The 20,954-nt window shown below is 61.6% G+C and carries 18 protein-coding genes; all 18 read right to left on the minus strand.

Annotated features, from left to right (window positions below; translation table 11 throughout):
• Positions 1-28 precede the first annotated feature (28 nt).
• Entirely contained in the window at positions 29-1,720 is a 1,692-nt protein-coding gene (locus tag ACVWY1_RS16240; RefSeq protein WP_277505224.1) for an ATP-binding SpoIIE family protein phosphatase, read from the minus strand.
• Between the two features lie 8 nt (positions 1,721-1,728).
• Entirely contained in the window at positions 1,729-2,034 is a 306-nt protein-coding gene (locus ACVWY1_RS16245) for an STAS domain-containing protein (RefSeq protein WP_104445088.1), read from the minus strand.
• A 99-nt stretch (positions 2,035-2,133) separates the two neighbouring features.
• Entirely contained in the window at positions 2,134-2,586 is a 453-nt protein-coding gene (fliJ, locus tag ACVWY1_RS16250) for a flagellar export protein FliJ (RefSeq protein ID WP_046854677.1), read from the minus strand.
• Positions 2,587-2,592: 6 nt separating this feature from the next.
• A complete protein-coding gene (gene fliI, locus ACVWY1_RS16255) occupies positions 2,593-3,948 on the minus strand; it encodes a flagellar protein export ATPase FliI (protein ID WP_046857712.1) in 1,356 nt (451 codons plus the stop codon).
• Positions 3,938-4,711 carry a flagellar assembly protein FliH gene (gene fliH, locus ACVWY1_RS16260; RefSeq protein ID WP_457378505.1) on the minus strand — a complete coding sequence of 258 codons (774 nt, stop codon included), beginning with the start codon at positions 4,709-4,711 and terminating at the stop codon, positions 3,938-3,940. The genes fliI and fliH overlap by 11 nt, the downstream gene beginning before the upstream one ends.
• 105 nt (positions 4,712-4,816) lie before the next feature.
• On the minus strand, positions 4,817-5,836 hold the full coding sequence (gene fliG / locus ACVWY1_RS16265) for a flagellar motor switch protein FliG (RefSeq protein ID WP_023631000.1): 1,020 nt from the start codon (positions 5,834-5,836) through the stop codon (positions 4,817-4,819).
• Entirely contained in the window at positions 5,829-7,607 is a 1,779-nt protein-coding gene (fliF, locus tag ACVWY1_RS16270) for a flagellar basal-body MS-ring/collar protein FliF (protein ID WP_277505231.1), read from the minus strand. The genes fliG and fliF overlap by 8 nt, the downstream gene beginning before the upstream one ends.
• Positions 7,608-7,622: 15 nt before the next feature.
• Complete coding sequence (fliE, locus tag ACVWY1_RS16275; RefSeq protein ID WP_046854674.1) at positions 7,623-7,955, minus strand: flagellar hook-basal body complex protein FliE; 333 nt, start codon at positions 7,953-7,955, stop codon at positions 7,623-7,625.
• Positions 7,956-8,062: 107 nt separating this feature from the next.
• On the minus strand, positions 8,063-9,439 hold the full coding sequence (locus tag ACVWY1_RS16280; RefSeq protein ID WP_277505234.1) for a sigma-54-dependent transcriptional regulator: 1,377 nt from the start codon (positions 9,437-9,439) through the stop codon (positions 8,063-8,065).
• On the minus strand, positions 9,436-10,653 hold the full coding sequence (locus tag ACVWY1_RS16285; protein ID WP_457378506.1) for a sensor histidine kinase: 1,218 nt from the start codon (positions 10,651-10,653) through the stop codon (positions 9,436-9,438). The genes ACVWY1_RS16280 and ACVWY1_RS16285 overlap by 4 nt, the downstream gene beginning before the upstream one ends.
• Positions 10,654-10,808: 155 nt before the next feature.
• On the minus strand, positions 10,809-12,284 hold the full coding sequence (gene fleQ, locus ACVWY1_RS16290) for a transcriptional regulator FleQ (protein WP_277505238.1): 1,476 nt from the start codon (positions 12,282-12,284) through the stop codon (positions 10,809-10,811).
• A gap of 168 nt (positions 12,285-12,452) precedes the next feature.
• Positions 12,453-12,749, minus strand: a complete 297-nt coding sequence (locus tag ACVWY1_RS16295; RefSeq protein WP_046854670.1) for a flagellar protein FliT — start codon at positions 12,747-12,749, stop codon at positions 12,453-12,455.
• A gap of 14 nt (positions 12,750-12,763) precedes the next feature.
• Positions 12,764-13,159, minus strand: coding sequence for a flagellar export chaperone FliS (gene fliS / locus ACVWY1_RS16300; RefSeq protein ID WP_046854669.1), 396 nt, complete (start codon positions 13,157-13,159; stop codon positions 12,764-12,766).
• Positions 13,160-13,290: 131 nt separating this feature from the next.
• Positions 13,291-14,697 carry a flagellar filament capping protein FliD gene (gene fliD, locus ACVWY1_RS16305; protein WP_277505635.1) on the minus strand — a complete coding sequence of 469 codons (1,407 nt, stop codon included), beginning with the start codon at positions 14,695-14,697 and terminating at the stop codon, positions 13,291-13,293.
• A gap of 78 nt (positions 14,698-14,775) precedes the next feature.
• The gene (locus ACVWY1_RS16310; RefSeq protein ID WP_102685155.1) at positions 14,776-15,135 is read right to left on the minus strand and encodes a flagellar protein FlaG; all 360 of its coding nucleotides are present in this window, start codon (positions 15,133-15,135) and stop codon (positions 14,776-14,778) included.
• Positions 15,136-15,208: 73 nt separating this feature from the next.
• Positions 15,209-16,063 (minus strand): flagellin domain-containing protein, encoded by an 855-nt coding sequence (locus ACVWY1_RS16315; RefSeq protein ID WP_046854666.1) that lies wholly within the window; start codon positions 16,061-16,063, stop codon positions 15,209-15,211.
• Positions 16,064-16,310: 247 nt separating this feature from the next.
• The gene (locus tag ACVWY1_RS16320; protein WP_102685156.1) at positions 16,311-17,246 is read right to left on the minus strand and encodes a ketoacyl-ACP synthase III; all 936 of its coding nucleotides are present in this window, start codon (positions 17,244-17,246) and stop codon (positions 16,311-16,313) included.
• 164 nt (positions 17,247-17,410) lie between these two features.
• A complete protein-coding gene (locus tag ACVWY1_RS16325) occupies positions 17,411-20,920 on the minus strand; it encodes an O-antigen biosynthesis protein (RefSeq protein WP_277505246.1) in 3,510 nt (1,169 codons plus the stop codon).
• Positions 20,921-20,954 lie beyond the last annotated feature (34 nt).

Here is a 20,954-nt window from a genome sequence, read left to right on the forward strand (position 1 = left end):
AGCCAGACCCCGCAGGCATCCCGCAGGCTCACCATTCAAAATCCACCTGGGCAAGGCGACCACCCTCCAGCCAGCGGGCCTGACCTGCCAGGCGCTGTACCAGACCCATGCCTCGTCCACTGAAAGCTTGCTGCTCAGGCGCCCTGGCAAGCTCACGCGCCACGTCGAAGCCTGCGCCACTGTCTCGTACCTCGATCATCAGACGCCCGCCAGCACCCCGCGGTTCAACCTGCAGCCCGATGCTCACGAACCCGTCCACCTCGTGCATCAAGCGCTCGGCACGCTGCCGATAATACTGCGCAAAGCCCTGGGCGTCGCGCTTGAGCCGGGAGTCCATCGCCAGCACGCCGTGCTCCAGCGCATTGGAATACAACTCGCTCAGGACGCTGTGCAGGCGCCCGCTGCTAGGCCTGAGTCCGTGAATTTCCTGCAACAGTTGCACCAGGTAAGGCACGGGGTTGAAGCGGCGCAGGCTCTGCCCCCGCAATTCGAACCGCAGCGACCAGTCCAGAGGGCTCGAACTACCACTGTCGGAGTACACCACTGGTTGTGCCACCAACTCATCGGGGGCAGACATGCGGATATCGCACAAACTGATGTCATCACGCGACTGCCCGCCGAAACCTGCCAAAGCCTGCATCACCTCATCGAACAATAGATCGGGGTTGCGGTTGCCAGCCAGCACATCGCGCAAGCGATCGACCCCGAACAAGCGTTCCTGGGCATCCCCCGTGTCCACCACTCCATCGGACAGCAGGAACAACCGCTCGCCGACCGCCAGTGGCAACACCTGTGTGGCATCGTCGAACTGCTCCGGTGCCAGTACCCCCAATGGCAGATGATGGGAACACAGCATGCCCAGCACCTCACCTTCGGCAGAAAGATGATAGCCATCCGGCATCCCGCCATTCCAGACCTCGACCGTACCGCGCTGAAAACTAAGGCTGAGCAACAGCGCGCAGCAGAACATGTCCACCGGCAGGATACGCTTGAGCTTGGCGTTCATTTCCCGCAGCGTCTCGGCCAGGCCATAGCCCTTGGCGGTCATGCCATAGAACACCTCCGCCAGCGGCATGGCCCCCACTGCAGCCGGCAAACCGTGGCCGGTAAAATCCCCCAGCAGTACATGCATGTCGCCAGACGGCGTGAATGCTGCCAACAGCAGGTCGCCATTGAACAGTGCATAGGGCGATTGCAGGTAACGGATATTTGCCGCCTTCAGGCAGCCGGAATGGGCGATCTTGTCGAACACCGCCTTGGCCACGCGCTGCTCGTTGAGCAAGTGGTGATGGTGACGGGTGATCTGGTCACGCTGTTCAAGCACCGTGGCGTGCAATCGGCGCAAACGGTCCATGGCGCGGATTTTCGCTGCAAGAATGACGGCGCTGTAAGGTTTGGCCATGAAGTCGTCGCCCCCGGCCTCCAGGCAGCGTACCAGGCCCTCCTCTTCGTTGAGTGAGGTCAGGAAGATGATCGGCACAAGGGCTTCGCCAGCCAACGCCTTGATTCGCCGCGCAGCTTCAAAACCGTCCATCACCGGCATCAAGGCGTCGAGCAGAACCAGTTGCGGCCGTCGCTCGGTGAACATCGCCACGGCCTGTTCACCGTTCTCGGCGGTGAACACCTCATGCCCTTGGCGGCGGACAATCTGCGCCAGCAAGAGGCGATCTGCGGCGCCGTCTTCGGCCACCAGCACGGTCAACGCCTGCTCGGCGGGCATGACGGCACTCAACTGATGTCGAACAGTTTTTCGAAATTGGAGATGGCGAGGATCTTGCGCACGTCCGGGCTGGCATGGACCACGCGGATATCCGACTCCTCACCGCCGACATGGTCGCGCAGCAACAACAGCATGCCCAGCGCCGAGCTGTCGAGATAAGTGGCCTCCTTCAGGTCGACCACCACGGAATCCGGGCGCGGGCGCTGGCGCTCGTAGGCATCCCGGAATTCCTGATGCTTGCCGAAATCGAAACGACCCTTGACCTTGATCGTCAGCTTTTTCCCGTCCTGTGAAAAATCAGTTTCGACTGCCATACGAGCGATTCCTTCGGTGATGGCGAATGCAACTCCTGAAGGTTTAGCAGGCACCATGGGCTGGTGCAAGGCGCTGGCGCCGGGCGGCCAAGCTCCTTCCTACAGATGCCCCTGCCGCGGCAAGCGCTGGGACAACTCGTCGAGCAGGCGCTGCTCGCGCTTGTCTTCAGCCCTGCGTGCCTCGTCGAGGTAGCGCTGCACCAGCTTGCGCAACCCCTCCACCCGTGCGTAGGTCTGCTGCCAGGCGTTGCGTGCGTTGTTGAGGTTGTTCTGGTGCCAGGCCATGCTCTGGCGCTGCTGGGTCATGGCCGTTTCCAACTGACCGAGGAAACGCTGGTAATTGACCAGCCAGTTGCCGTCGACCCCCTTGGAGCCACGACTGATCCACTGCTGCTGGTAGGCCTCGCGGAAACTTTCAAGCTCGGCCTGCTTGGCCTGCGCATCGGTCAACATTCGCTGAAAGTGCCCAACCCGCTGAGCGGCCTTGCGCTCGGCCTCCTCGGCCATGGTCACCACGGGAGCCAGGCGTGCGGCACGGCTGGGCTGGGCCATGGCCTATCAGTTCCCCGGCGGCGCAAAGATTGCGCCCAACTGCTCGCGGCCCTGGGCCATGCCCACGTTTTCATCCAGACCCTGGCGCAGGAAGTCCACCAGTTTGGGCTGCAAGGCAATGGCCAGGTCGGTTTCCGGATCACCGCCAGCCACATACGCACCGACGCTGATCAGGTCGCGGCTTTGCGAAAGGCGCGACCACAACTGCTTGAATTTCTGCGCCTGGCGCAAGTGATCAGGGTCTACCACCTGAGGCATCACCCGGCTGATCGAGGCTTCGATATCGATGGCCGGGTAGTGCCCCTCTTCGGCCAGGCGCCGGGACAACACAAAGTGTCCGTCGAGCACGCCCCGCGCCGAGTCTGCGATCGGGTCCTGCTGATCGTCGCCCTCGGAGAGCACGGTATAGAACGCGGTGATCGAGCCACCGCCCGGCTCGCCATTACCGGCACGCTCCACCAGCTTGGGCAACTTGGCGAACACCGACGGCGGATACCCACGCGTGGCCGGCGGCTCGCCGATTGCCAGGGCGATCTCACGCTGGGCCTGGGCGAAACGGGTCAACGAGTCCATCAACAGCAGGACGTTCTTGCCCTTGTCACGGAAATATTCGGCGATTCGCGTGCAATACATGGCTGCCCGCAGGCGCATCAGCGGGGCATCATCCGCAGGCGAGGCCACCACCACCGAACGCTTGAGCCCCTCTTCACCAAGAATGTGCTCGATGAACTCCTTCACCTCGCGGCCCCGTTCGCCGATCAGCCCCACCACGATGATTTCGGCCTCGGTAAAGCGCGTCATCATGCCCAGCAGCACCGACTTGCCCACACCAGTACCGGCGAACAGCCCCAGACGCTGGCCGCGACCCACGGTAAGCAGGCCATTGATGCTGCGAATGCCCACGTCCAATGGCTGGCTGATCGGGTCACGGTTCAGAGGGTTGATGACCGGGCCATCCATCGGCACCCAATCCTCGGCCTTCATGCCGCCCTTGCCATCCAGCGCACGGCCGGCGCCATCGAGCACCCGCCCGAGCATGCTCATGCCCATCGGCAAGCGGCCGCTGTCATCCAGCGGCACCACGCGGGCACCGGGCGCCAGCCCGACAATGCTGCCGACCGGCATCAGGAACACCTTGCCACCGGCAAAGCCCATGACTTCGGCCTCGACCTGCACAGGGTGATAGCTGTCGTCGTTGATCACCAGGCAGCGGCTACCCACTGCTGCCCGCAGGCCTTCGGCCTCAAGCGTGAGGCCGACCATACGCAGCAGGCGGCCCTCGACGATTGGCTGCTCAGGCAGCCTCACCGCATCGGCGTAGCCTTCAAGGCGCTTGCCGAAACTGGTGCGTTCAAGGCGCATCGGCTTCACCTGCAGGCTCATCGAGTTCGACCTGAATATCTGGCGCCGCGGGGTGCAATGCCTGGTCATGGGATTGGTCGAACAGCTGCGCCACGGCCTTCTCGATACGGGTTTCCATGGTCGCGTCGATGCGGCTGTGGGCGGTTTCGATCCGGCAACCGCCAGGCAGCAGGGCTTCGTCCTCAAGCAGCTTCCAATCTTCCTCATGGCGCTCGCGCAGGGTCTTGGCCAGCTCGAAGTCCTGGGGGTTGAGATGGATACGGATGTTGTCAGCGCCCATTGGCAGCAGCTTCAGTGCCTCGCGAAGCACATGGGTGATCTGGCTGGAATCTGCGCGCAGCTCGCGGCCGATGACCTGGCGGGCAATGTTCGCTACCAGCAGCACCAGCGCCTTTTCGATCTGCGTATCTTGCTCGGCGATCGGCTCCAGCAGGTGATTCATGACCTGCTCCAGGTTCGCAAGTTTGGCGGCCAGCGCCACTTCGGCCTCCTGACGAACCTTGAGCTGGGTACTGTGGAAGCCTTCCCGCTCGCCCGTGGCGAAACCTTCGTTGTAGGCCTCCTGGCGAATGGCCTCAAGCTCTTCGAGGGTAAGGGGCTGGACTTCCTCCAGCGGCACCTCTTCGACTTCTTCCTCGACGACGGTCGGCTCAGGCTCAGGCTGTGGTTCAGGCTCCGGATCGAAGCTAGGCAACGACCATACATCCACGCCCTCAAGGTCGCGGGCACGGATCAGATCGCTGGGGTGTTCGGTGGTGGACATGCTCAAAAACCTCTTTAGCTGCAAGCATCACGCTTCAAGCAGCAAGAAACGGCAGCCCTTGCTTGACCCGCTGTTTCTTGTCGCTTGCAGCTTGAAACCTGCCGCTTAAATCATTTCCTCGGCGCCCTTGCCGCCAAGCACGATCTCGCCGGCCTCGGCCATGCGGCGGGCGATGGTGAGGATTTCCTTCTGCGCCGTTTCCACGTCGCTGACCCGTACCGGCCCCTTGGCCTCCAGGTCGTCGCGCAGCAGCTCGGACGCACGCTTGGACATGTTCTTGAAGATCTTGTCCTTGACCCGCTCGTCGGCGCCCTTGAGCGACACCACCAGCACGTCCGACGACACTTCGCGCAACAGCGCCTGGATGCCGCGATCGTCGACGTCGGCCAGGTTGTTGAAGACGAACATCAAGTCTTCGATCTGCTCCGACAGGTCACTGTCGATCTCGCGGATCGAGTCCATCAGCGCACCTTCCACAGAGCTGTCGAGGAAGTTCATGATATCGGCGGCGCGCTTGATGCCACCCAGGGTGGTACGCGCGGCATTGGAGTTGCCGGAGAACTGCTTCTCGAGGATCTGGTTGAGCTCCTTGAGTGCCGCCGGCTGCACGGTGTTGAGCGACGATACGCGCAGGACGATGTCCAGGCGCACCTTGTGGTCGAAGTTGCTCAGCACCTCGCCGGCCTGGTCGGGGTCGAGGTAGGCGACCACAATGGCCTGGATCTGCGGGTGCTCGTAGCGGATGACATCGGCCACGGCACGCGGCTCCATCCACTTGAGGCTGTCCAGGCCGCTGGTGTTGCCACCGAGCAGGATGCGGTCGATCAGGCCGTTGGCCTTGTCCTCGCCGAGGGCCTGGTTGAGCATCTTGCGGATATAGCCGTCGGAGCCGACACCCAGGCTGGTCTGGTCGCCGACGATTTCGACGAACTCGCTCATCACCTGCTCGACCTGCTCGCGATGGACGTTGCCCATCTGCGCCATGGCCACACCGACCCGCTGAACTTCCTTGGGCCCCATGTGGCGCAGGACCTGCGCGGCATCGGTCTCGCCAAGCGAGAGCAGGAGGATGGCCGCCTTGTCGACGCGGCTCAGCTTGGCGGTAATGGCTCGATTGTCACTCATCGGCGTTGATCCACTCTTTCACGACCTGGGCCACCCGGCCCGGGTCTTCGGCCACCAGGCCCTTGATTGCGTTGAGCTGTGCCTCGTAACCCTCGCTCGGGCTCGGCAACAGAATGCTTGTCGGGCCACCCAGGCTGACGCGGTCGTTGGCCAGTTCGCCATCCAGACCGATCATGCCGCCCAGCTCCATGTCGCTGTCCGTGGCCGCCTGCTTGCCGCCACCTGTGATGTTGTTGAGCACCGGACGCAGCACGCCGAACACCAGCACCAGGATGAACAACACGCCCAGCACCTGCTTGACGATGTCCCAGAACCAGGGCTGCGAGTAGAACGGAATATCGACCAGCTCGTCGCCACGGTCGGCGGCGAACGGCACGTTGATCACGGTGACACTGTCACCACGGCTGGCATCGAAGCCCACCGCGTCCTGTACCAGGCGGGTGAAGCGCGCCAGGTCCTCGGCGCCCCACGGGGTGCGGGTGGCTTCGCCGGTAGCGGCATCGAGCTTGACCTGGTCGTCCACCACCACGGCTACCGACAGGCGGGTCAGGCGACCTTGCTGCTGGCGGGTGTGGCTGATGGAACGGTCCAGTTCGAAGTTCTTGGTGCTTTGCTGGCGCTTGTCGCTCGGGTATGGCGCCAGCATCGGCTGGCCAGTCGCCGGGTCCATGATCTGTTGGCCATTGGCATCCAGCAGCGGCTGGCCCGGCTGGATCGCGCCGGCAGGTGTCGCGCCAGCGGTAGCGTTTTCGGGGGCAGAGGCGCCGGCCGGCGGCTGGTTGCTCAACGCCCCCGGCACACCCTGCGGCCCTTGGCTGCTGGCACGCTGCTCATTGACCGATTGCTCGCTGCGCAGCGCCGGTTGGTCGGGGTTGAACTGTTCGGAGGTGGACTCGACAGCACTGAAGTCGACGTCAGTAGACACCTCTGCCTTGTAGCGGTCGTTACCCAGCACTGGCTGCAGAATATTGTGCACACGCTGAGTGAGCATGCTTTCCATGCGACGGCTGTAGTCGAATTGCTTGCCGGCCATGGTCAGGGCCGTGTCTTGCAACTGGTCGGAGAGCAGGTTGCCCTTCTGGTCGACTACGGTCACCTGGGACTTGTCCAGCTCCGGCACACTGGTCGCCACCAGATTGACAATCGCCATCACCTGGCCAGCTTCCAGAGCGCGCCCCGGATACAGCTCGACCAGTACCGAGGCGCTGGGCTTGCGCTCGTCGCGCACGAACACCGAACTTTTCGGGATCGCCAGGTGCACACGGGCAGCCTTGACGTTGTTCAAGCTCGATACCGTACGCGCCAGCTCGCCTTCAAGGCTGCGACGGTAACGGGTAGCTTCCATGAACTGGCTGGTACCCAGCCCTTGCTCTTTATCGAGCAATTCGAAGCCGACATTGCCATCGCTCGGCGCCACGCCGGCCGCAGCGAGTTTCAGACGCGCACGGGAGAGATCGTCGGCCTTGACCAGCAGCGCGCCGGAGTTGGGCTCCACGCGATACGGGATGTCGGAGGTGGCCAGGGTATCGATCACCTGCTTGGTGTCCATGCCCGCCAGGCTGCCATAGAGCGGGCGGTAGTCCGGTTGCTGCGACCAGAGCACCACGGCGAAGCCGATGGCCACGCTTGCCGCCAGCCCGACCAGCAGGCCGACCTGACGCAGCATGGGCATCTGCGAAATGTTTTCCAGGAACGACATGCCGAACAGCGGCGGCTTGGCTACTGGGGGGCCACTCTTGGCGGGGGCGTTATCGACGACTGCTTCGGCCATGACTCACTCTCGCCCTTATACCGGCATCTGCATGATGTCCTGGTACGCTTGCACCAGCTTGTTACGAACCTGGGTAAGTGCCTGGAACGACACGGAAGCCTTTTGCGAGGCGATCATCACGTCAGTCAGGTCAACACCGCTCTTGCCAATTTCGAAGGCGCTGGACAATTGGCTGGATGCCTGCTGAACCTCATTCACCTTGCCAATGGCCTGGCCGAGCATATCGGCAAAGCTGCTCTGCCCGGGCGCGAGCTCAGGCGCGGCGCCAACCTTGGGCAGGGACATGGCATCGGCCTGCATGGCGCGCATGTCCAACATCAGACGATTGAATTCAACACCTTGGGTCATGGACTTCTCTCTCCGGCGGCCGCACTTTTTTTGACACTCATGCAGCGAATAGTGATGGAGCTAGCAAGAGAAGTGCCAGCCATTCAGAAAACATTCAAAAGGACGTATCAGCCGAACAGACTAGCCTCGACATCGAACCCAGCGTCACGCATCTGCGCAAGCTTGTAACGCAAGGTTCTAGGGCTGATCCCCAGACGATCGGCCGCCTCCTTGCGACGACCGCGCTCGGCACGCAAGGTGTCGATGATCATCTGGTATTCGTGGCGACGCATGTCATCACCCAGGCCACCAGGCTCAACCGCAGAATCCGCAAATACTGGCTCAATAGTGGCCACTTTGGATGCCGACAATGGAATGGCGCCAGCCAGACAAAAATCCGCCGCCTCGATCACTCCGCCCTGCTGCAGGATCAACGCCCGCTGCAGCGCATTATCCAGCTCGCGAACGTTGCCAGGCCAGGCATAAGCCTGCAGGCAGGCCCGCGCCTCAGCGGATAGCTTGACCTGAGCGTGGCGCATCTTGCTGACATGACGTGCCAGCAAACGCTCAGCGAGCGGCACGATGTCGGCCGGCCGATCACGCAATGCACGCCAAGCCATGGGGAATACCGATAGGCGGTAGTACAGGTCCTCCCGGAAGCGCCCGGCCGCAACCTCCTCCGCCAGATCGCGGTTGGTGGTAGCGAGCACGCGAATATCCAGCACCACCGGCTTGCGCCCGCCCACCCGCTCCACTTCACGCTCCTGCAGCACACGCAGCAACTTGGCCTGCAGCCCCAACGGCATTTCAGAGATCTCATCGAGCAGCAAGGTACCGCCGTCCGCCTGCTCGAACTTGCCAGCCTGCGCGGCGATAGCCCCGGTAAAGGCACCCTTCTCATGGCCGAAAAGCGTGGCTTCGAGCATGTTGTCAGGGATCGCGGCGCAGTTGATCGCCACGAACGCCTGCCCGGCCCGGCGCGACTGTTGGTGAATGAAACGCGCCAGCACTTCCTTGCCTGTGCCGGACTCACCGGAAATCAACACCGTCGAGTCGCTTTGCGCAACCCTTACAGCCAGCTCCAGCAGTTGCCGACTGGCAGGCTCACAGGCAACAGGCCCCGCCTCGTCACCCACGGCACCGCCACCCACGGCATGGCGTGCCACCAGGTCGAGCAAGGCCTTGGGTTCGAATGGTTTTACCAGATAGTCGACCGCTCCCTGGCGCATGGCCTCCACCGCACGCTCCACAGCCGCGTGAGCCGTCATCAGCAGCACCGGCAAGTGCGGGTGGTGACGGCGTAATTGTGCCAGCAGCTCGTGGCCATCCATGCCCGGCATGTTCACATCACTGACCACCAGCGCAAAGGATTCCTCTGCGACCGCCCGCAACGCCTCCTCAGCACTGCCAACTGCACGGTGAGCGAGGCCGCCGATCTCCAGGGTGTCGGCCAGCGCCTGGCGCAGGACTCGGTCATCCTCGACCAGCAGCACCTTCATCGTCATTGCCCCGCCTCCTCCTGAACACCGATCAATGGCAGCTCCACGGTGGCGCATGTACCGCGCCCCACCCGGGAACGCAGGCGCAGCGTACCGCGGTGCGCCCGCACCACTGCCTGGACCACAGCCACCCCCAGCCCGGTACCCGTGGACTTGGTGGTCAAAAACGGCTCCCCCAAGCGAGTCAACAACTGGCTATCGATACCACTGCCTGCATCGCTGACACACAGGTGCACAGCGTTTTCGCGGCGCAGCAGATGAATCTTCAAACGCGCCGACTCGCCACCGGCCTGCACGGCATTTTCGATCAGGTTGAGCAATGCACCCACCAGCGTATCGCGGTTGCACAGCAGTTCTCCCAGATGGGTATCGCATTGCCAGCGCACCGCATGCCCCTGCACATGGGAGTGAGCGGCTTGCTGCAAGGCCTGGAACAACCCCTTGGGGCTGACTCGATCATTGAGTGGCAGCTCGCCACGGGCGAACACCAGCATGTCGCGAACCTGATGCTCCAGTTCGTGCAGGCGCTCCTTGAGATTGCCGGCAAAACGCAGGCGCGTGTCGCAGGCCAACGCCTGCTCCGGGTCCGCCAGGTGGCTGGCATAGAGCATCGCGGCCGACAAGGGCGTGCGAATCTGATGCGCAAGGGAGGCAACCATGCGCCCCAACGAAGACAGACGCTCGTGTCGCGCCAACTGACCCTGAAGGCGACGCGTTTCGGTCAGGTCATTGAGCAGCACCAACTGCCCAGGTTCGGCATCCAGAGAGCGGGTGGCAATGGACAAACGACGCCCGTCACGCAAGGAAACCTCATGACCGTCGTCCTCGCGCGGCGCGAAACTGCGCGCAATCACCTGGCGCCACAGCAGCCCCGTCAAAGGTTCACCCAGCAGCTCGCAAGCCGCCGGATTCGCCTCGCGCACACAGCCCTCACCATCGATGACGATCACCCCGCCAGGCAGCAGATCGAGCAAATTCTGCAGACGGTTGGCCAGGCGCTCTTTCTCGTCCAGCTCGGCCATGCGCTGCGCACTGACCACTGCCAACTCGCCCTTGAGCTCGCTGACCCGCGACTCAAGCATGCTGTACGAGTGGCTCAACTGGCTGGAGACCTGATCGAACAGGGCGAACGCCTGCTCAAGACCCTGCCGGCTCTCCTGCTCAAGCGGGGTGTGCCCTCGCGAATCGGGGGCTGGGGAACGGTGGGCGGCCTGGGGCATCGTGCTCTCTCGCATGGCTGACCGTCATAAAAACGGTATGTTGCCTGCGGTGTAGCAATAGCCGTGCCGAAGATGGGGACAATGACACCAGGCAGCATTGCACGCTGATCGACGTCAACGCCCGGGGCCGCATCGCGACCCCGGGCGAGCAAACGTCACTCGTCGGCCTGGTCTTCGCCACCTTGCCGGCTCATGCCGTACTTGCGCATCTTCTCGACCAGCGTGGTCCGACGGATACGCAGACGCTCGGCAGCACGCGCAACGATGCCATTGGCATCATCCAGTGCCTGCTGGATCAGGCCCTGCTCCAGGCTGCCGAGGTAGTCCTTGAGGTCCAAGCCTTCCGGCGGCAGCATGGCGTGGTTGGCGAAATTCGGCGCATGGCCGTTGATCGCCACGCGCTCTTCCAGGTCGGAGCGCAGGCTGTCCACCAACTGCTCGTCTTCATCATCGACGTAGCGGAATTTCTTCGGCAGCTCCGCCACGCCGATCACCCCATACGGATGCATGATTGCCATGCGCTCCACCAGGTTGGCCAACTCGCGGACGTTGCCCGGCCAGCCGTGGCGGCACAACGACATGATCGACGCTGAGTTGAACCGGATCGACCCACGCTTCTCGTGCTCCATGCGCGAGATCAACTCGTTCATCAGCAGCGGAATATCTTCCACCCGCTCACGCAACGGCGCCATCTCGATAGGGAACACGTTCAACCGGTAATACAAATCTTCGCGGAAGGTCCCATCCTCGATCATGGTCTCGAGGTTCTTGTGCGTCGCAGCGATGATGCGCACGTCGATGCTCTGGGTCTTGTTGCTGCCGACCCGCTCGAAGGTGCGCTCCTGCAGTACGCGCAGCAGCTTGACCTGCATCGGCAGCGGCATGTCGCCGATCTCGTCGAGGAACAACGTGCCACCATTGGCCAGCTCGAAGCGCCCAGCACGGCTGGTGATCGCCCCGGTGAAGGCGCCCTTCTCGTGACCGAACAATTCGCTTTCGAGCAGCTCCGCCGGGATCGCCCCGCAGTTGACCGGCACGAACGGTGCCTCGCGGCGCTTGGAGTGGTAGTGCAGGTTGCGCGCCACCACTTCCTTGCCGGTGCCGGACTCGCCGAGGATCAGCACACTGGCATCGGTGTCGGCGACCTGCTGCATCATCTGCCGCACATGCTGGATGGCACGACTGGTACCCACCAGGCTGCGGAACAGGTTGGGCTCGCGCTGACGACCGCGCTCGCGGGCCTGGTCGTACATCTCGCGGTAAACCTGGGCACGGTGCAGGGAATCGAGCAACTGGCTGTAGCTCGGCGGCATCTCGAGATTGGACAGCACACGACGGCGCAGGTCCTCGGGGAAGTCCGCAGAAGAAATTTCCCCCAGAAGCAGAACCGGAAGGAACTCATCCCACCCGGCCACTGTCTTAAGGAGCCCCAGTACGCTGGCCGGGGCATTTACGGTACCGATGAGAACACACAGCACTTCACGGCTGGAAGACAAACCCTCGACCACCTGCTGCCAGTCCTGGCTGGAGCAAGAGAGGTTTTCTTCACCGAGAAAATTCAGGACCACCGCCAGATCGCGGCGGCGTTCGCTGTCGTCATCGATCAGGAGAATCTTGGTTTCACGCCACATGCAATAGCAACTTCCCTAGTCATATCGGCGCCCGCTGGGCGTGCACGACATCATTCCGACTGAATGGTCAGTGTTCGGACGTCTGAATTTGGAAAACAGCCACTAGTAAAGTCAAAAAACGGCACACAGTCAAATTTATGGCGCGCCGTTTTGATAAAACATCCGTGGTCAACTGAACAGATGGTATACCTTCGTGGCGTTTTTCGCCTGACGGATCTGCGCCATCTCATCGACTATTGATTGACGCTCACCACTTGCAATTTCGATTAGCTGGCGGTAGACCACCAGAAGCTCCTCCAGGCTCGCTCGCACTTCGTCCTCATTCGACAGTGCCTCGGCCAGCACATCGTCGACACACAGACGGCATTCCAGATCCAGCTCCCCCACTGCCTCCCAATCACGAGCGGCCAGGGCGTCCAACAGAAATTTGCGGGTCTGATCGATACGCTCGATTACCTCACTCATGACAACCTCCTGATTCAGGGCGTCGGCTGCTGATCGCCGATAGCATCCCAGCCTTCCTTGACCGTGATCAGCAAGCGAGCAACCTCGTCGATGATCTGCGGATCACTCTTGGCATTCGCCTCGACCAGGCGTCTGCTCATGTAAGTGTACAGGTTGTCCAGGTCCGCCAGCTCCTGCCCATGGTTTTCCAGGTCCAGCCCTTCGCGCAGGCCGCCAATGATATCGATGGCCTTGCCGAGCAGAATGCCCTTCTGGGCGACATCCTTGCGGGCAATGGCGCCCTTGGCCTGAGCCAGGCGGTCGAGACCACCCTGCATGAGCATCTGCACAAGACGGTGGGGGCTGGCTTCGGAAGTCTGTGCCGCGCCATTGACTTTCTGGTATTGCCGAAGGGCCAACATCGGGTTCATGGATCTACCTCGTTGCAGCGAAAAGGTGCATATACCTGCTGTATCGCCGTTACGTCAAAAAACTTTAGCCAGAAAACAGCAAAGCCCGGAGCACCTCAAAGGTGTCGCCGGGCTTGCATCACGCGATTCGATCAGGATTTCTTGGCCTGGGCGTTCATCGCTTCGAAGATGGAGGTGATCTGCTCACCCTGCTTCTGCATCTTGGCCAAGGCTGCGTCAAGCGCCGAGAACTTCTTGGTCAACGATACAGTCAACAACTCGATACGGTTGTCCAGCGCGTCCTTCTGGTTGGCGAGGTTCTTGGCAGCCTGGTCAAGGTTGTTCTTGCGGCTGTCCAGCGTACCGCCCGACGCATTGTACGGATCGATAGCCTTGTTCATCCGCGTAAACACGCCTTGGTCACCCGTGAACAGCCCCTGAATCTCTGCACCAAGCTTCTTGTCGTTCAAGGCAGCGGTGAACTTGGTGCTGTTGAACTCCAGGGTGCCATCTTTCTGGGTGTTGATCCCCAGCTGGCTGAGCGTGTTCAGGTTGCCGTTGCCTGCAGTGTCTGCGATTACCTTGCGCAGATCGCCCAGCAGCGCCTTGGTCGTCGGGTCGTTGCTCAGCGGGCCGAGACTGGTGACCTTGCCATTTTCATCCTTGGTAGGCGTGGTGAGCGCACTCACCGCTTTCTGCAGGGTGTTGTAGGCATCGACGAACGACTGTACCGACTTTTTCAGGCCTTCATTATCCAGCGCCACGGTTACCTTGACGCCGCTGGTGACCTTCGGATCGGAGACACCGGTAAGTTCCAGGCTCAAGCCGCTGACCGCGTCATCAACGGTATTCTTCGAGCTTGTCAGCTCCAAGCCATCAATAGAGAACTTCGCATCCTGGGCCAGGCCATTGATGTATCCCGCACCATCACCCACCATCTTCTGGGTGCCGTCGATATCCAGCCCCAGGCCGCTTACAGAAATATCGCTGCCTGCACCTGTCGTGGTGGAACCGAACACCAGACGCGAACCACCCGCTTCGTTGATGATGTTGGCGGTGATACCCTTGGCCCCGATCTCCTTGTTGATCTGGTCACGCACGCTTTTGAGCGTGGCACCATTAGGGACGTCGATCTTGTAGTCCTTGCCGTTCTGGCTGATGGTCATCTCGCCAGCAGGTATGGGCGTATCGGCGCCACCCACGAATTTCGCGGAGGCCACCTTCGAGCCGGTCGCCAACTGGGTGACCCGCACGTCATAGCTGCCAGCCACGGCGGTGTTGCCCGCCTTGATCTTGACCACGCTTTCATTGGCCGACGTGCCCGCGAATGCATTGAACGAAGGAGCGTCCTTGTCGTTGAGCTTCTTCATGGCGTCCTGGAATGCAGTCAACGCACTGCGCAGAGAGCCGATACCCGAGATCATCGCCGAGTTGTTGCTGGTCTGCCGGGCAATCTGGTTGGCCTTGGCCGACGTGTCGGCATTGACCAACACCTTGACGATATTGGTGATATCGAGCCCGTAGCCTGCTCCCGTGCTCGTAGTAATCGGGCTTGCCATGCTGTCGCTCCTCTGCTCATTGCGCCAGCCTTGCGCTTGCAAGGCCGACTGAATCACAAGACTGTATTCGCCGCCGGATCAGACCTTGGCGTCGAACAAAACACTGTTGACATCGCTCAGGCTGTGGGCAATTCGCAGCGCCTCTTCCGAGGGTAGTTGTCGAATCAGCTCACCGGTTTCGCTGGCGATGACTTTAACCACGATCTTACCGGACTCTTCGTCTGTGACGAACTCCAGGTTGCGTCGGGTTTCCTTGAAAAACTTCTCGATTTCCGAGACAGCACCCTTGACCTTGTCGGCGTCATGCACCTTGATCGGGTCCTGTTTTTTTTCGCCATCAGCGGAAAAATCCACCGACCGGGCAACCGGTTTTTCGGCAACCTGCTCGGCCGTCCGCGCGGCCGGGTAAGACAGGTTCAGCTTGACGCTCATGTCCATGCCTACCACCTCACAATGAAAAAGGCGGGGAAGCGCCTGGAGAGCACTCCCCCGCCATCAGCTATCAGGCAGATTAGCCCAGCAGCTTCAGTACTGCCGATGGCAGCTGGTTGGCCTGGGCCAGAACCGAGGTCGAAGCCTGCTGCAGGGTCTGCTGCTTGGTCAGCTGGGCAGTTTCGGCAGCGAAGTCGGTGTCCTGTACACGGCCACGAGCGGCTTCGGCGTTCTCGTTGACGTTTTGCAGGTTGTTGATGGTGCTGGTCAGACGGTTCTGGGCAGCACCCAGGTCAGCACGCGAGGTGTTGATTGCCTGCAGAGCGTCGTCGATGGCGCTCATGGCAGCGGTGAAGTTGGCTTCGATGTTGGCGCTGGTACCGGTGATTGCTTTACCGTTCAGGCCGCTCAGAGCGCCACCGGTGCCAGTGCTCATCGACGAGCTCAGGCTGATGGTGATCTGGTTGTCGCTACCGGTGTTGGAGCCGACCTGGAAGGTCATGACGCCGGAAGTACCGTTCAGCAGTTTCTTGCCGTTCAGCTCGGTGCTGGCGGAGATACGGTCGATTTCCTTCAGCATCGACTGGAACTCTTTGTCCAGAGCTTCACGGTCCAGGGTGCTGTTGGAGTCGTTTCGCGCCTGGTTGGCCAGTTCGCGCATACGCTGCAGCATGTTGGTCTGCTCTTGCATCGCGCCTTCAGCGGTCTGGGCGATGGAGATACCGTCGTTGGCGTTCTTGATAGCCATGGTCTGACCGCGGATCTGCGAGGTCATGCGGGTAGCGATCTGCAGGCCGGCGGCGTCGTCTTTGGCGCTGTTGATTTTCAGGCCGGAGGACAGACGGGTCATCGAAGTGCTGAGTGCGTCGGAAGCACGGTTCAGGTTCTTCTGAACGCCCAGAGAGGTGGTGTTGGTGTTTACAGTCAAAGCCATGACGAATTCCTCGTTGGATTGGGTACTACGGCTTCCGGCCTTGGCAATTCGCCGGGTAGGTGGCCTAGAGAACCTTCGTAATGTTTATCGTCGTCAGGGCAGTTTGCTTTAGGGCGATTTCTCAAATTTTTTACTGGCATCCTGCCACCCCAATGAAATCAAGGGTTTGACGCCAGGAATTGCACATCAGAAATAAAAAAGCGCCGGCCGTGTCTGGCCAGCGCTTCTTGTTCATCCCCGCCGAAGGTCAGGCATTGCGTTCGATGATGGCCGAACCCCAGGACAGCCCCACACCAAATCCGCTCAGGGCCACGCGCTTGTGCTGCGAGCCAAGTACATGTTTCTCCAGCAACAGTGGAATGCTCGAAGAAACGGTATTGCCAGTCTCGACCATGTCCTTGACGAATTTTTCCTTGTACGCGCCCTCGCAGAAACGCGCGGAAACCGCGTCGACAATGGCGGCACTGCCTTGGTGCAGACAGTACAGGTCTATATCCCCGGCCTTCAACGCGCTAGCCTCAAGCAACTGCTGCAAGTGCGCCGGCACCTTGACCAGTGCGAAGTTGTAGACCTGACGGCCATTCATGAAGAACTTGCCATCCGTAGTACGCAGGTGCTCGGCACCGGCACCGTCGCTGCCAAACAACGACTTGCCCAACTGCCAGGCAGCCCCGTCGGCCATCCAGGTTGCCGTGGCGGCGTCGCCGAACAGCATGGTGGTGTTGCGGTCCTCGGGGTCGACGATCTTCGAATAGGGGTCGGCGGTCAGCAGCAAGCCGTTCTTCAGACCTGCAGCTTCCATGAACCCCTTCATTGCATACAGCCCGTAGACATAGCCCGAGCAGCCCAGCGAAACGTCGAACGCCGCGATGGCGGTCGGCAGCCCAAGCTTGTGCTGGACAATAGCGGCGGTGTGCGGCAGCCCCTCGGCATCGCCGTTCTGGGTGACGACGATGACGATGTCGATGGACGCTGGGTCCAGCGCCGGGTTGGCGGCGAACAGATTTCTGGCGGCCTCGACACACAGGTCGGAGGTTTCCTGGGTATCGGCCTTGCGCGGCAAGAAGGTCGAGCCGATCTTGCCGAAAATGAATTCTTGATCCTTGCCGAATTTCGCACCTTGGGCGTAGTTGTCGACACCCTCCACAGGTACGTAACTGGCGATGCTTTTAATGCCAATCATTGTGGCTTCCCGGTAGACATGGCGGATATTGCGGGACAGGCCTTGCAAGCCCTTCAGACGTGGCTGTCCTGACTCGATAGACTAAAGATGCGCGTTTCGACTGCCAAGTCACGGTTATACGACCAAACGGCCGGGCACGGCAACGCCGCGCCCCTTTTCAGTCGTCAGTCAGGCTGCCAGGCAGCATGCCATTGCATCAGCGCCTGCCCCTCAAGAAGCCCGTTTGCCATGACCGCCTCACGCAGGGCATCCCCCAGCATGGCACACGCGTCTGGATCGGACAGATGCAACCTGATGGCATCCAGCCATGCCTGTGCCGTGTTGGCCACCCGCTTGAACGGATACGCGCCATACTCCTGATAACTGCGCACGTCGCTGCAGATCACCGGCACACCGCAGGCGCCCAGCTGCAACAGGCGCACATCGTCCCTGCAGTCGTTGATCAGGGACGCTTCGCGAGGCAACAGCGCCAAGTCGAGGTCGAGCCCGGCGAGCAGCGCCGGGAACGCCGCCTCCACCACCACGGGCTGGAACTGCCGGATGCAACCGCGCAGCTCTTCCGGGCAATGGCCGTAGAACACCCAGTCCACTTCATCGGCCAACTGCTTGATCACATCCAGTACAGACGCGAGATCGGCATCGCCAGCAGCATCTGCAATCCACCCGACCCTCGGTCGCGGCGAAACCTTACGCCGGCTGGAAAGCCCGCGCCAAAGGTGCGCCGGCAGGCGCGTCGGCAGTACCTGCAGGTCAGCATGCAGCCCCATGTACAGTTCGGCCATCGCAGGCGTGGCGACAATGAACCGATCAACCTGTGCCAGCCCGCGGCGCAAGTGGTCGGGCATATCCTTGGCTCGCATCAGGCGGCTGTCGCGCAGGGGCGGCGCCAGCCATTCACCCAGGTCGAACACTTTGAAGGCATTCGAAAAGGTTCGCATCCGTGCCATTGCAGCCAAGCGCGCCTCGCTCAGATGCTGCTGCATGACGATCACATCCGGGTTGACCCGTTCAAGCTCGACAACCGACAACGGCTCCAACGCCACCATGCCATCGACAGCCCCGCTGGCGCGCAAGCTATCGAACGGGTGCAGACCACGCAGTGCGGATATCGGACGCACCCCATCCGGGTAAACGATGACCTTGGCCTGGGAAGTGCCCTGGACATTCAACTCACGGATCAAGGGCCTTTTGCGTGCAGAAAAGCCGCCCTTGCCTTTGAGCGAGAAGTTGCAGTTGTAGGCAGGGTCGCTTGCCAACGCGGGCAGCCAGCGCCGGTACATGGCCAGCTCTTCATCGTCGCTTGGCGCATCGACTTGCGGCGGGTCGACAATCAACTGGACCCAAGGCGTGCAGATGTTCAGGTAGCCCGCTTGCTGAAGTTTCAGGCACAGGTCGACAGCGACCCAACGATCGAACAAGGGGTCCTCGTCGAAACCGCCCGCCTGAAGAAACAGATCGCGACGCAGCGCCAGGCAGTGGTGACTCAGCGCCGAAACGCAATGCGCAAGCTCCAGACGATGCATGTAGCCAGCGTCCTGATGCCCAAGCCCCTCGAACGCGGCCCCCGCCACCCCCTCTAGCCCCAGCACCATGCCCGCACTGAAAATGTCGCCTGCCGGTGTCAGCAGCTTGCCGCCCACCGCCCCTACTTCCGGGCGCCGGGCGTGCTCCAGAAGCAGGCCTAACCAGTCCTGCCCAAGTTCCGTCGTGGCGCCTTCCAGCCAGACCAGATACTCACCGCTGGCCTGCTGGGCAGCCTGGTTGCACAGGTACACCCAGGGCAGACCCGCCTTGAACGACAGGACACGCAATAGCCCACCTGCAATCTGTTCAACGGCCGCGAGCCAGGCGTGAACCTCTTCGTCGAGGTCGGTAGGTGCAATCAGCAGCACCTCCAGCACTTCATGGCGAGTGCGTTCCAGCAGCGAAGTGATGCAACGTTGGAACTGCGTCAATGTTCCTCGCAGCGGTATGAGAATGCTTACCGAGGCCTGCGAGGCCTGGCCATAGGCGATGCGGTAGCGCCCTGAAGGCAGGGTCGTCACCTTCCCCAGATCATAGCCACGGGCGTTGAGATGCCGAGCAATAGCGGCCTGCTCGTGAGGGCACGCCTGGCGTTGCGCCAAATCCTTGACCAGCAAGGGCGTAGCCACATGAGCAACGCAACCAAGGCCAAAATGCTCGATCAGGCGCAGCTGGTAGTCAAGTTCGAAGGCTTGCCCATAAGCGCCATCGAAACCGCCCAGTTGCAGCAACGCGTCCTGGCGCAACAACCAGTGCCCACCGAGCCCGCCCGGGTCTCCCAGCAACAGGTCAAGGTTCAGATCGGGGCGCAGCACCTCGCCAAGGCTGCCATCCGCGGCGCGACTGACCTCATCGGCATACAGCGCCACACATTCATCGGGCAGCACCGCCAGCTCACGACCGATGACCAGCAACGCATCATGACTAAAGACCACCCCCGCCCGCACGATCAACTGCCAGCGCGCCGTCGACCGCTGCACCAGGGCATTGACTACACTGGCCGTCTGGTTGCCGTCCCAGAACACATGCTCCACGCCAGGCACCACCTGCGAGGGGGCAAGCACCGTCACCTGAAGCGTATCGAGCGGGCAGCCCTCCAGGCTTTGCAGCGTACGAGCCAATGCTGCAGAGCCAACAGCGCCATCAGCGAGCACCCGTATGTCGAGAGTTGCCGTTGCCGGGCGCAGGCTGGCATCGGTCGATGCCAAACGTCGCTGCGCCATGCTGTGGCGCCCCTGCAGCCAGGCAGGCAGCGAGCGCGCAGGGGCCGTCGCCAGTAGCATGCGCGCAGCTGCCTGGGTCGTTTCGATAAAGCGATCCAGAGCCTCCCAAAACTCACGCTGCTGCATCAACAGGCGCTCACGCAGCATGCCAATCGTGCTTCTGGCCCGCTCGAGCTCATCCGGCTCAAGGCTCCAGGCTACGCCATGGCTTTTGCTTTCGTGCTGGGCAATCTTGTTGGGTGCCCAGCGGCTCGGCAGAACCACAGCCAGGCAACCACACAGCACAGCCTCGGCGGCCAGCCCCGAGGACTCACCGCAGTAGAAGTACTCGCACTGCTGGAACAAATCGCTCAGTGCCTCCCAGCTGTCTGGCCAGTGCGGCGTGATCTCGACAGCGTCTGCCGGCAGCAGTGACGGATCGATCGTGGCCTGCTGGCTACGCCCCAGGTAGTAGCAAACTTTGCCCGCAACCCGCTTGCTGGGGTCATCGCTGGGACGGAAAACGCTCAGATCGAACGCCGGGAGGAACATCACGCGGTCGGCCGGCATGCCTGGCTGCACCAGGTCACGGGTGTAGGCATAAAAGATGTCGTTATCGCCGAAATCTGCGGTGGTTCTGATGAACCCTGGCTGATTCAGCAGATAGCGCACCACGATATTGGCGTTCAAGGGGTTGCCGTCGATGACCTCTGGGTAAACGGCAATGGGCTCCAGCCCCAACGCTTCATGGCGGCGCTTGATGTCGTCACTGAGAAAGGGCGTCACCAATTCTGGCTGGCCTTGGACAGTGACAATGTAGGCCTCCTGGCCAGAACGGTTCAGCGCGTCGCAGAGCATGTGCAAAACGCGAATGCCTGCAGAGCTGCGCCGGTATTCCGACACATAGATGTAATAGGGCTGAGGCCGCCTGGAAAAGAGTTCACGCATCAGCGTCACACCTTGAGCAAGAAATGGAAGGTCG

The organism is Pseudomonas sp. TE6288 (assembly GCF_054062095.1).

Coding starts and splice junctions, on each gene's coding strand:
- ACVWY1_RS16240 (WP_277505224.1), bottom strand. CDS start 1,720: ATGCCCGCCGAGCAGGCGTTGACCGTGCTGGTGGCCGAAGACGGCGCC.
- ACVWY1_RS16245 (WP_104445088.1), bottom strand. CDS start 2,034: ATGGCAGTCGAAACTGATTTTTCACAGGACGGGAAAAAGCTGACGATC.
- fliJ (WP_046854677.1), bottom strand. CDS start 2,586: ATGGCCCAGCCCAGCCGTGCCGCACGCCTGGCTCCCGTGGTGACCATG.
- fliI (WP_046857712.1), bottom strand. CDS start 3,948: ATGCGCCTTGAACGCACCAGTTTCGGCAAGCGCCTTGAAGGCTACGCC.
- fliH (WP_457378505.1), bottom strand. CDS start 4,711: ATGTCCACCACCGAACACCCCAGCGATCTGATCCGTGCCCGCGACCTT.
- fliG (WP_023631000.1), bottom strand. CDS start 5,836: ATGAGTGACAATCGAGCCATTACCGCCAAGCTGAGCCGCGTCGACAAG.
- fliF (WP_277505231.1), bottom strand. CDS start 7,607: ATGGCCGAAGCAGTCGTCGATAACGCCCCCGCCAAGAGTGGCCCCCCA.
- fliE (WP_046854674.1), bottom strand. CDS start 7,955: ATGACCCAAGGTGTTGAATTCAATCGTCTGATGTTGGACATGCGCGCC.
- ACVWY1_RS16280 (WP_277505234.1), bottom strand. CDS start 9,439: ATGACGATGAAGGTGCTGCTGGTCGAGGATGACCGAGTCCTGCGCCAG.
- ACVWY1_RS16285 (WP_457378506.1), bottom strand. CDS start 10,653: ATGCCCCAGGCCGCCCACCGTTCCCCAGCCCCCGATTCGCGAGGGCAC.
- fleQ (WP_277505238.1), bottom strand. CDS start 12,284: ATGTGGCGTGAAACCAAGATTCTCCTGATCGATGACGACAGCGAACGC.
- ACVWY1_RS16295 (WP_046854670.1), bottom strand. CDS start 12,749: ATGAGTGAGGTAATCGAGCGTATCGATCAGACCCGCAAATTTCTGTTG.
- fliS (WP_046854669.1), bottom strand. CDS start 13,159: ATGAACCCGATGTTGGCCCTTCGGCAATACCAGAAAGTCAATGGCGCG.
- fliD (WP_277505635.1), bottom strand. CDS start 14,697: ATGGCAAGCCCGATTACTACGAGCACGGGAGCAGGCTACGGGCTCGAT.
- ACVWY1_RS16310 (WP_102685155.1), bottom strand. CDS start 15,135: ATGGACATGAGCGTCAAGCTGAACCTGTCTTACCCGGCCGCGCGGACG.
- ACVWY1_RS16315 (WP_046854666.1), bottom strand. CDS start 16,063: ATGGCTTTGACTGTAAACACCAACACCACCTCTCTGGGCGTTCAGAAG.
- ACVWY1_RS16320 (WP_102685156.1), bottom strand. CDS start 17,246: ATGATTGGCATTAAAAGCATCGCCAGTTACGTACCTGTGGAGGGTGTC.
- ACVWY1_RS16325 (WP_277505246.1), bottom strand. CDS start 20,920: ATGCGTGAACTCTTTTCCAGGCGGCCTCAGCCCTATTACATCTATGTG.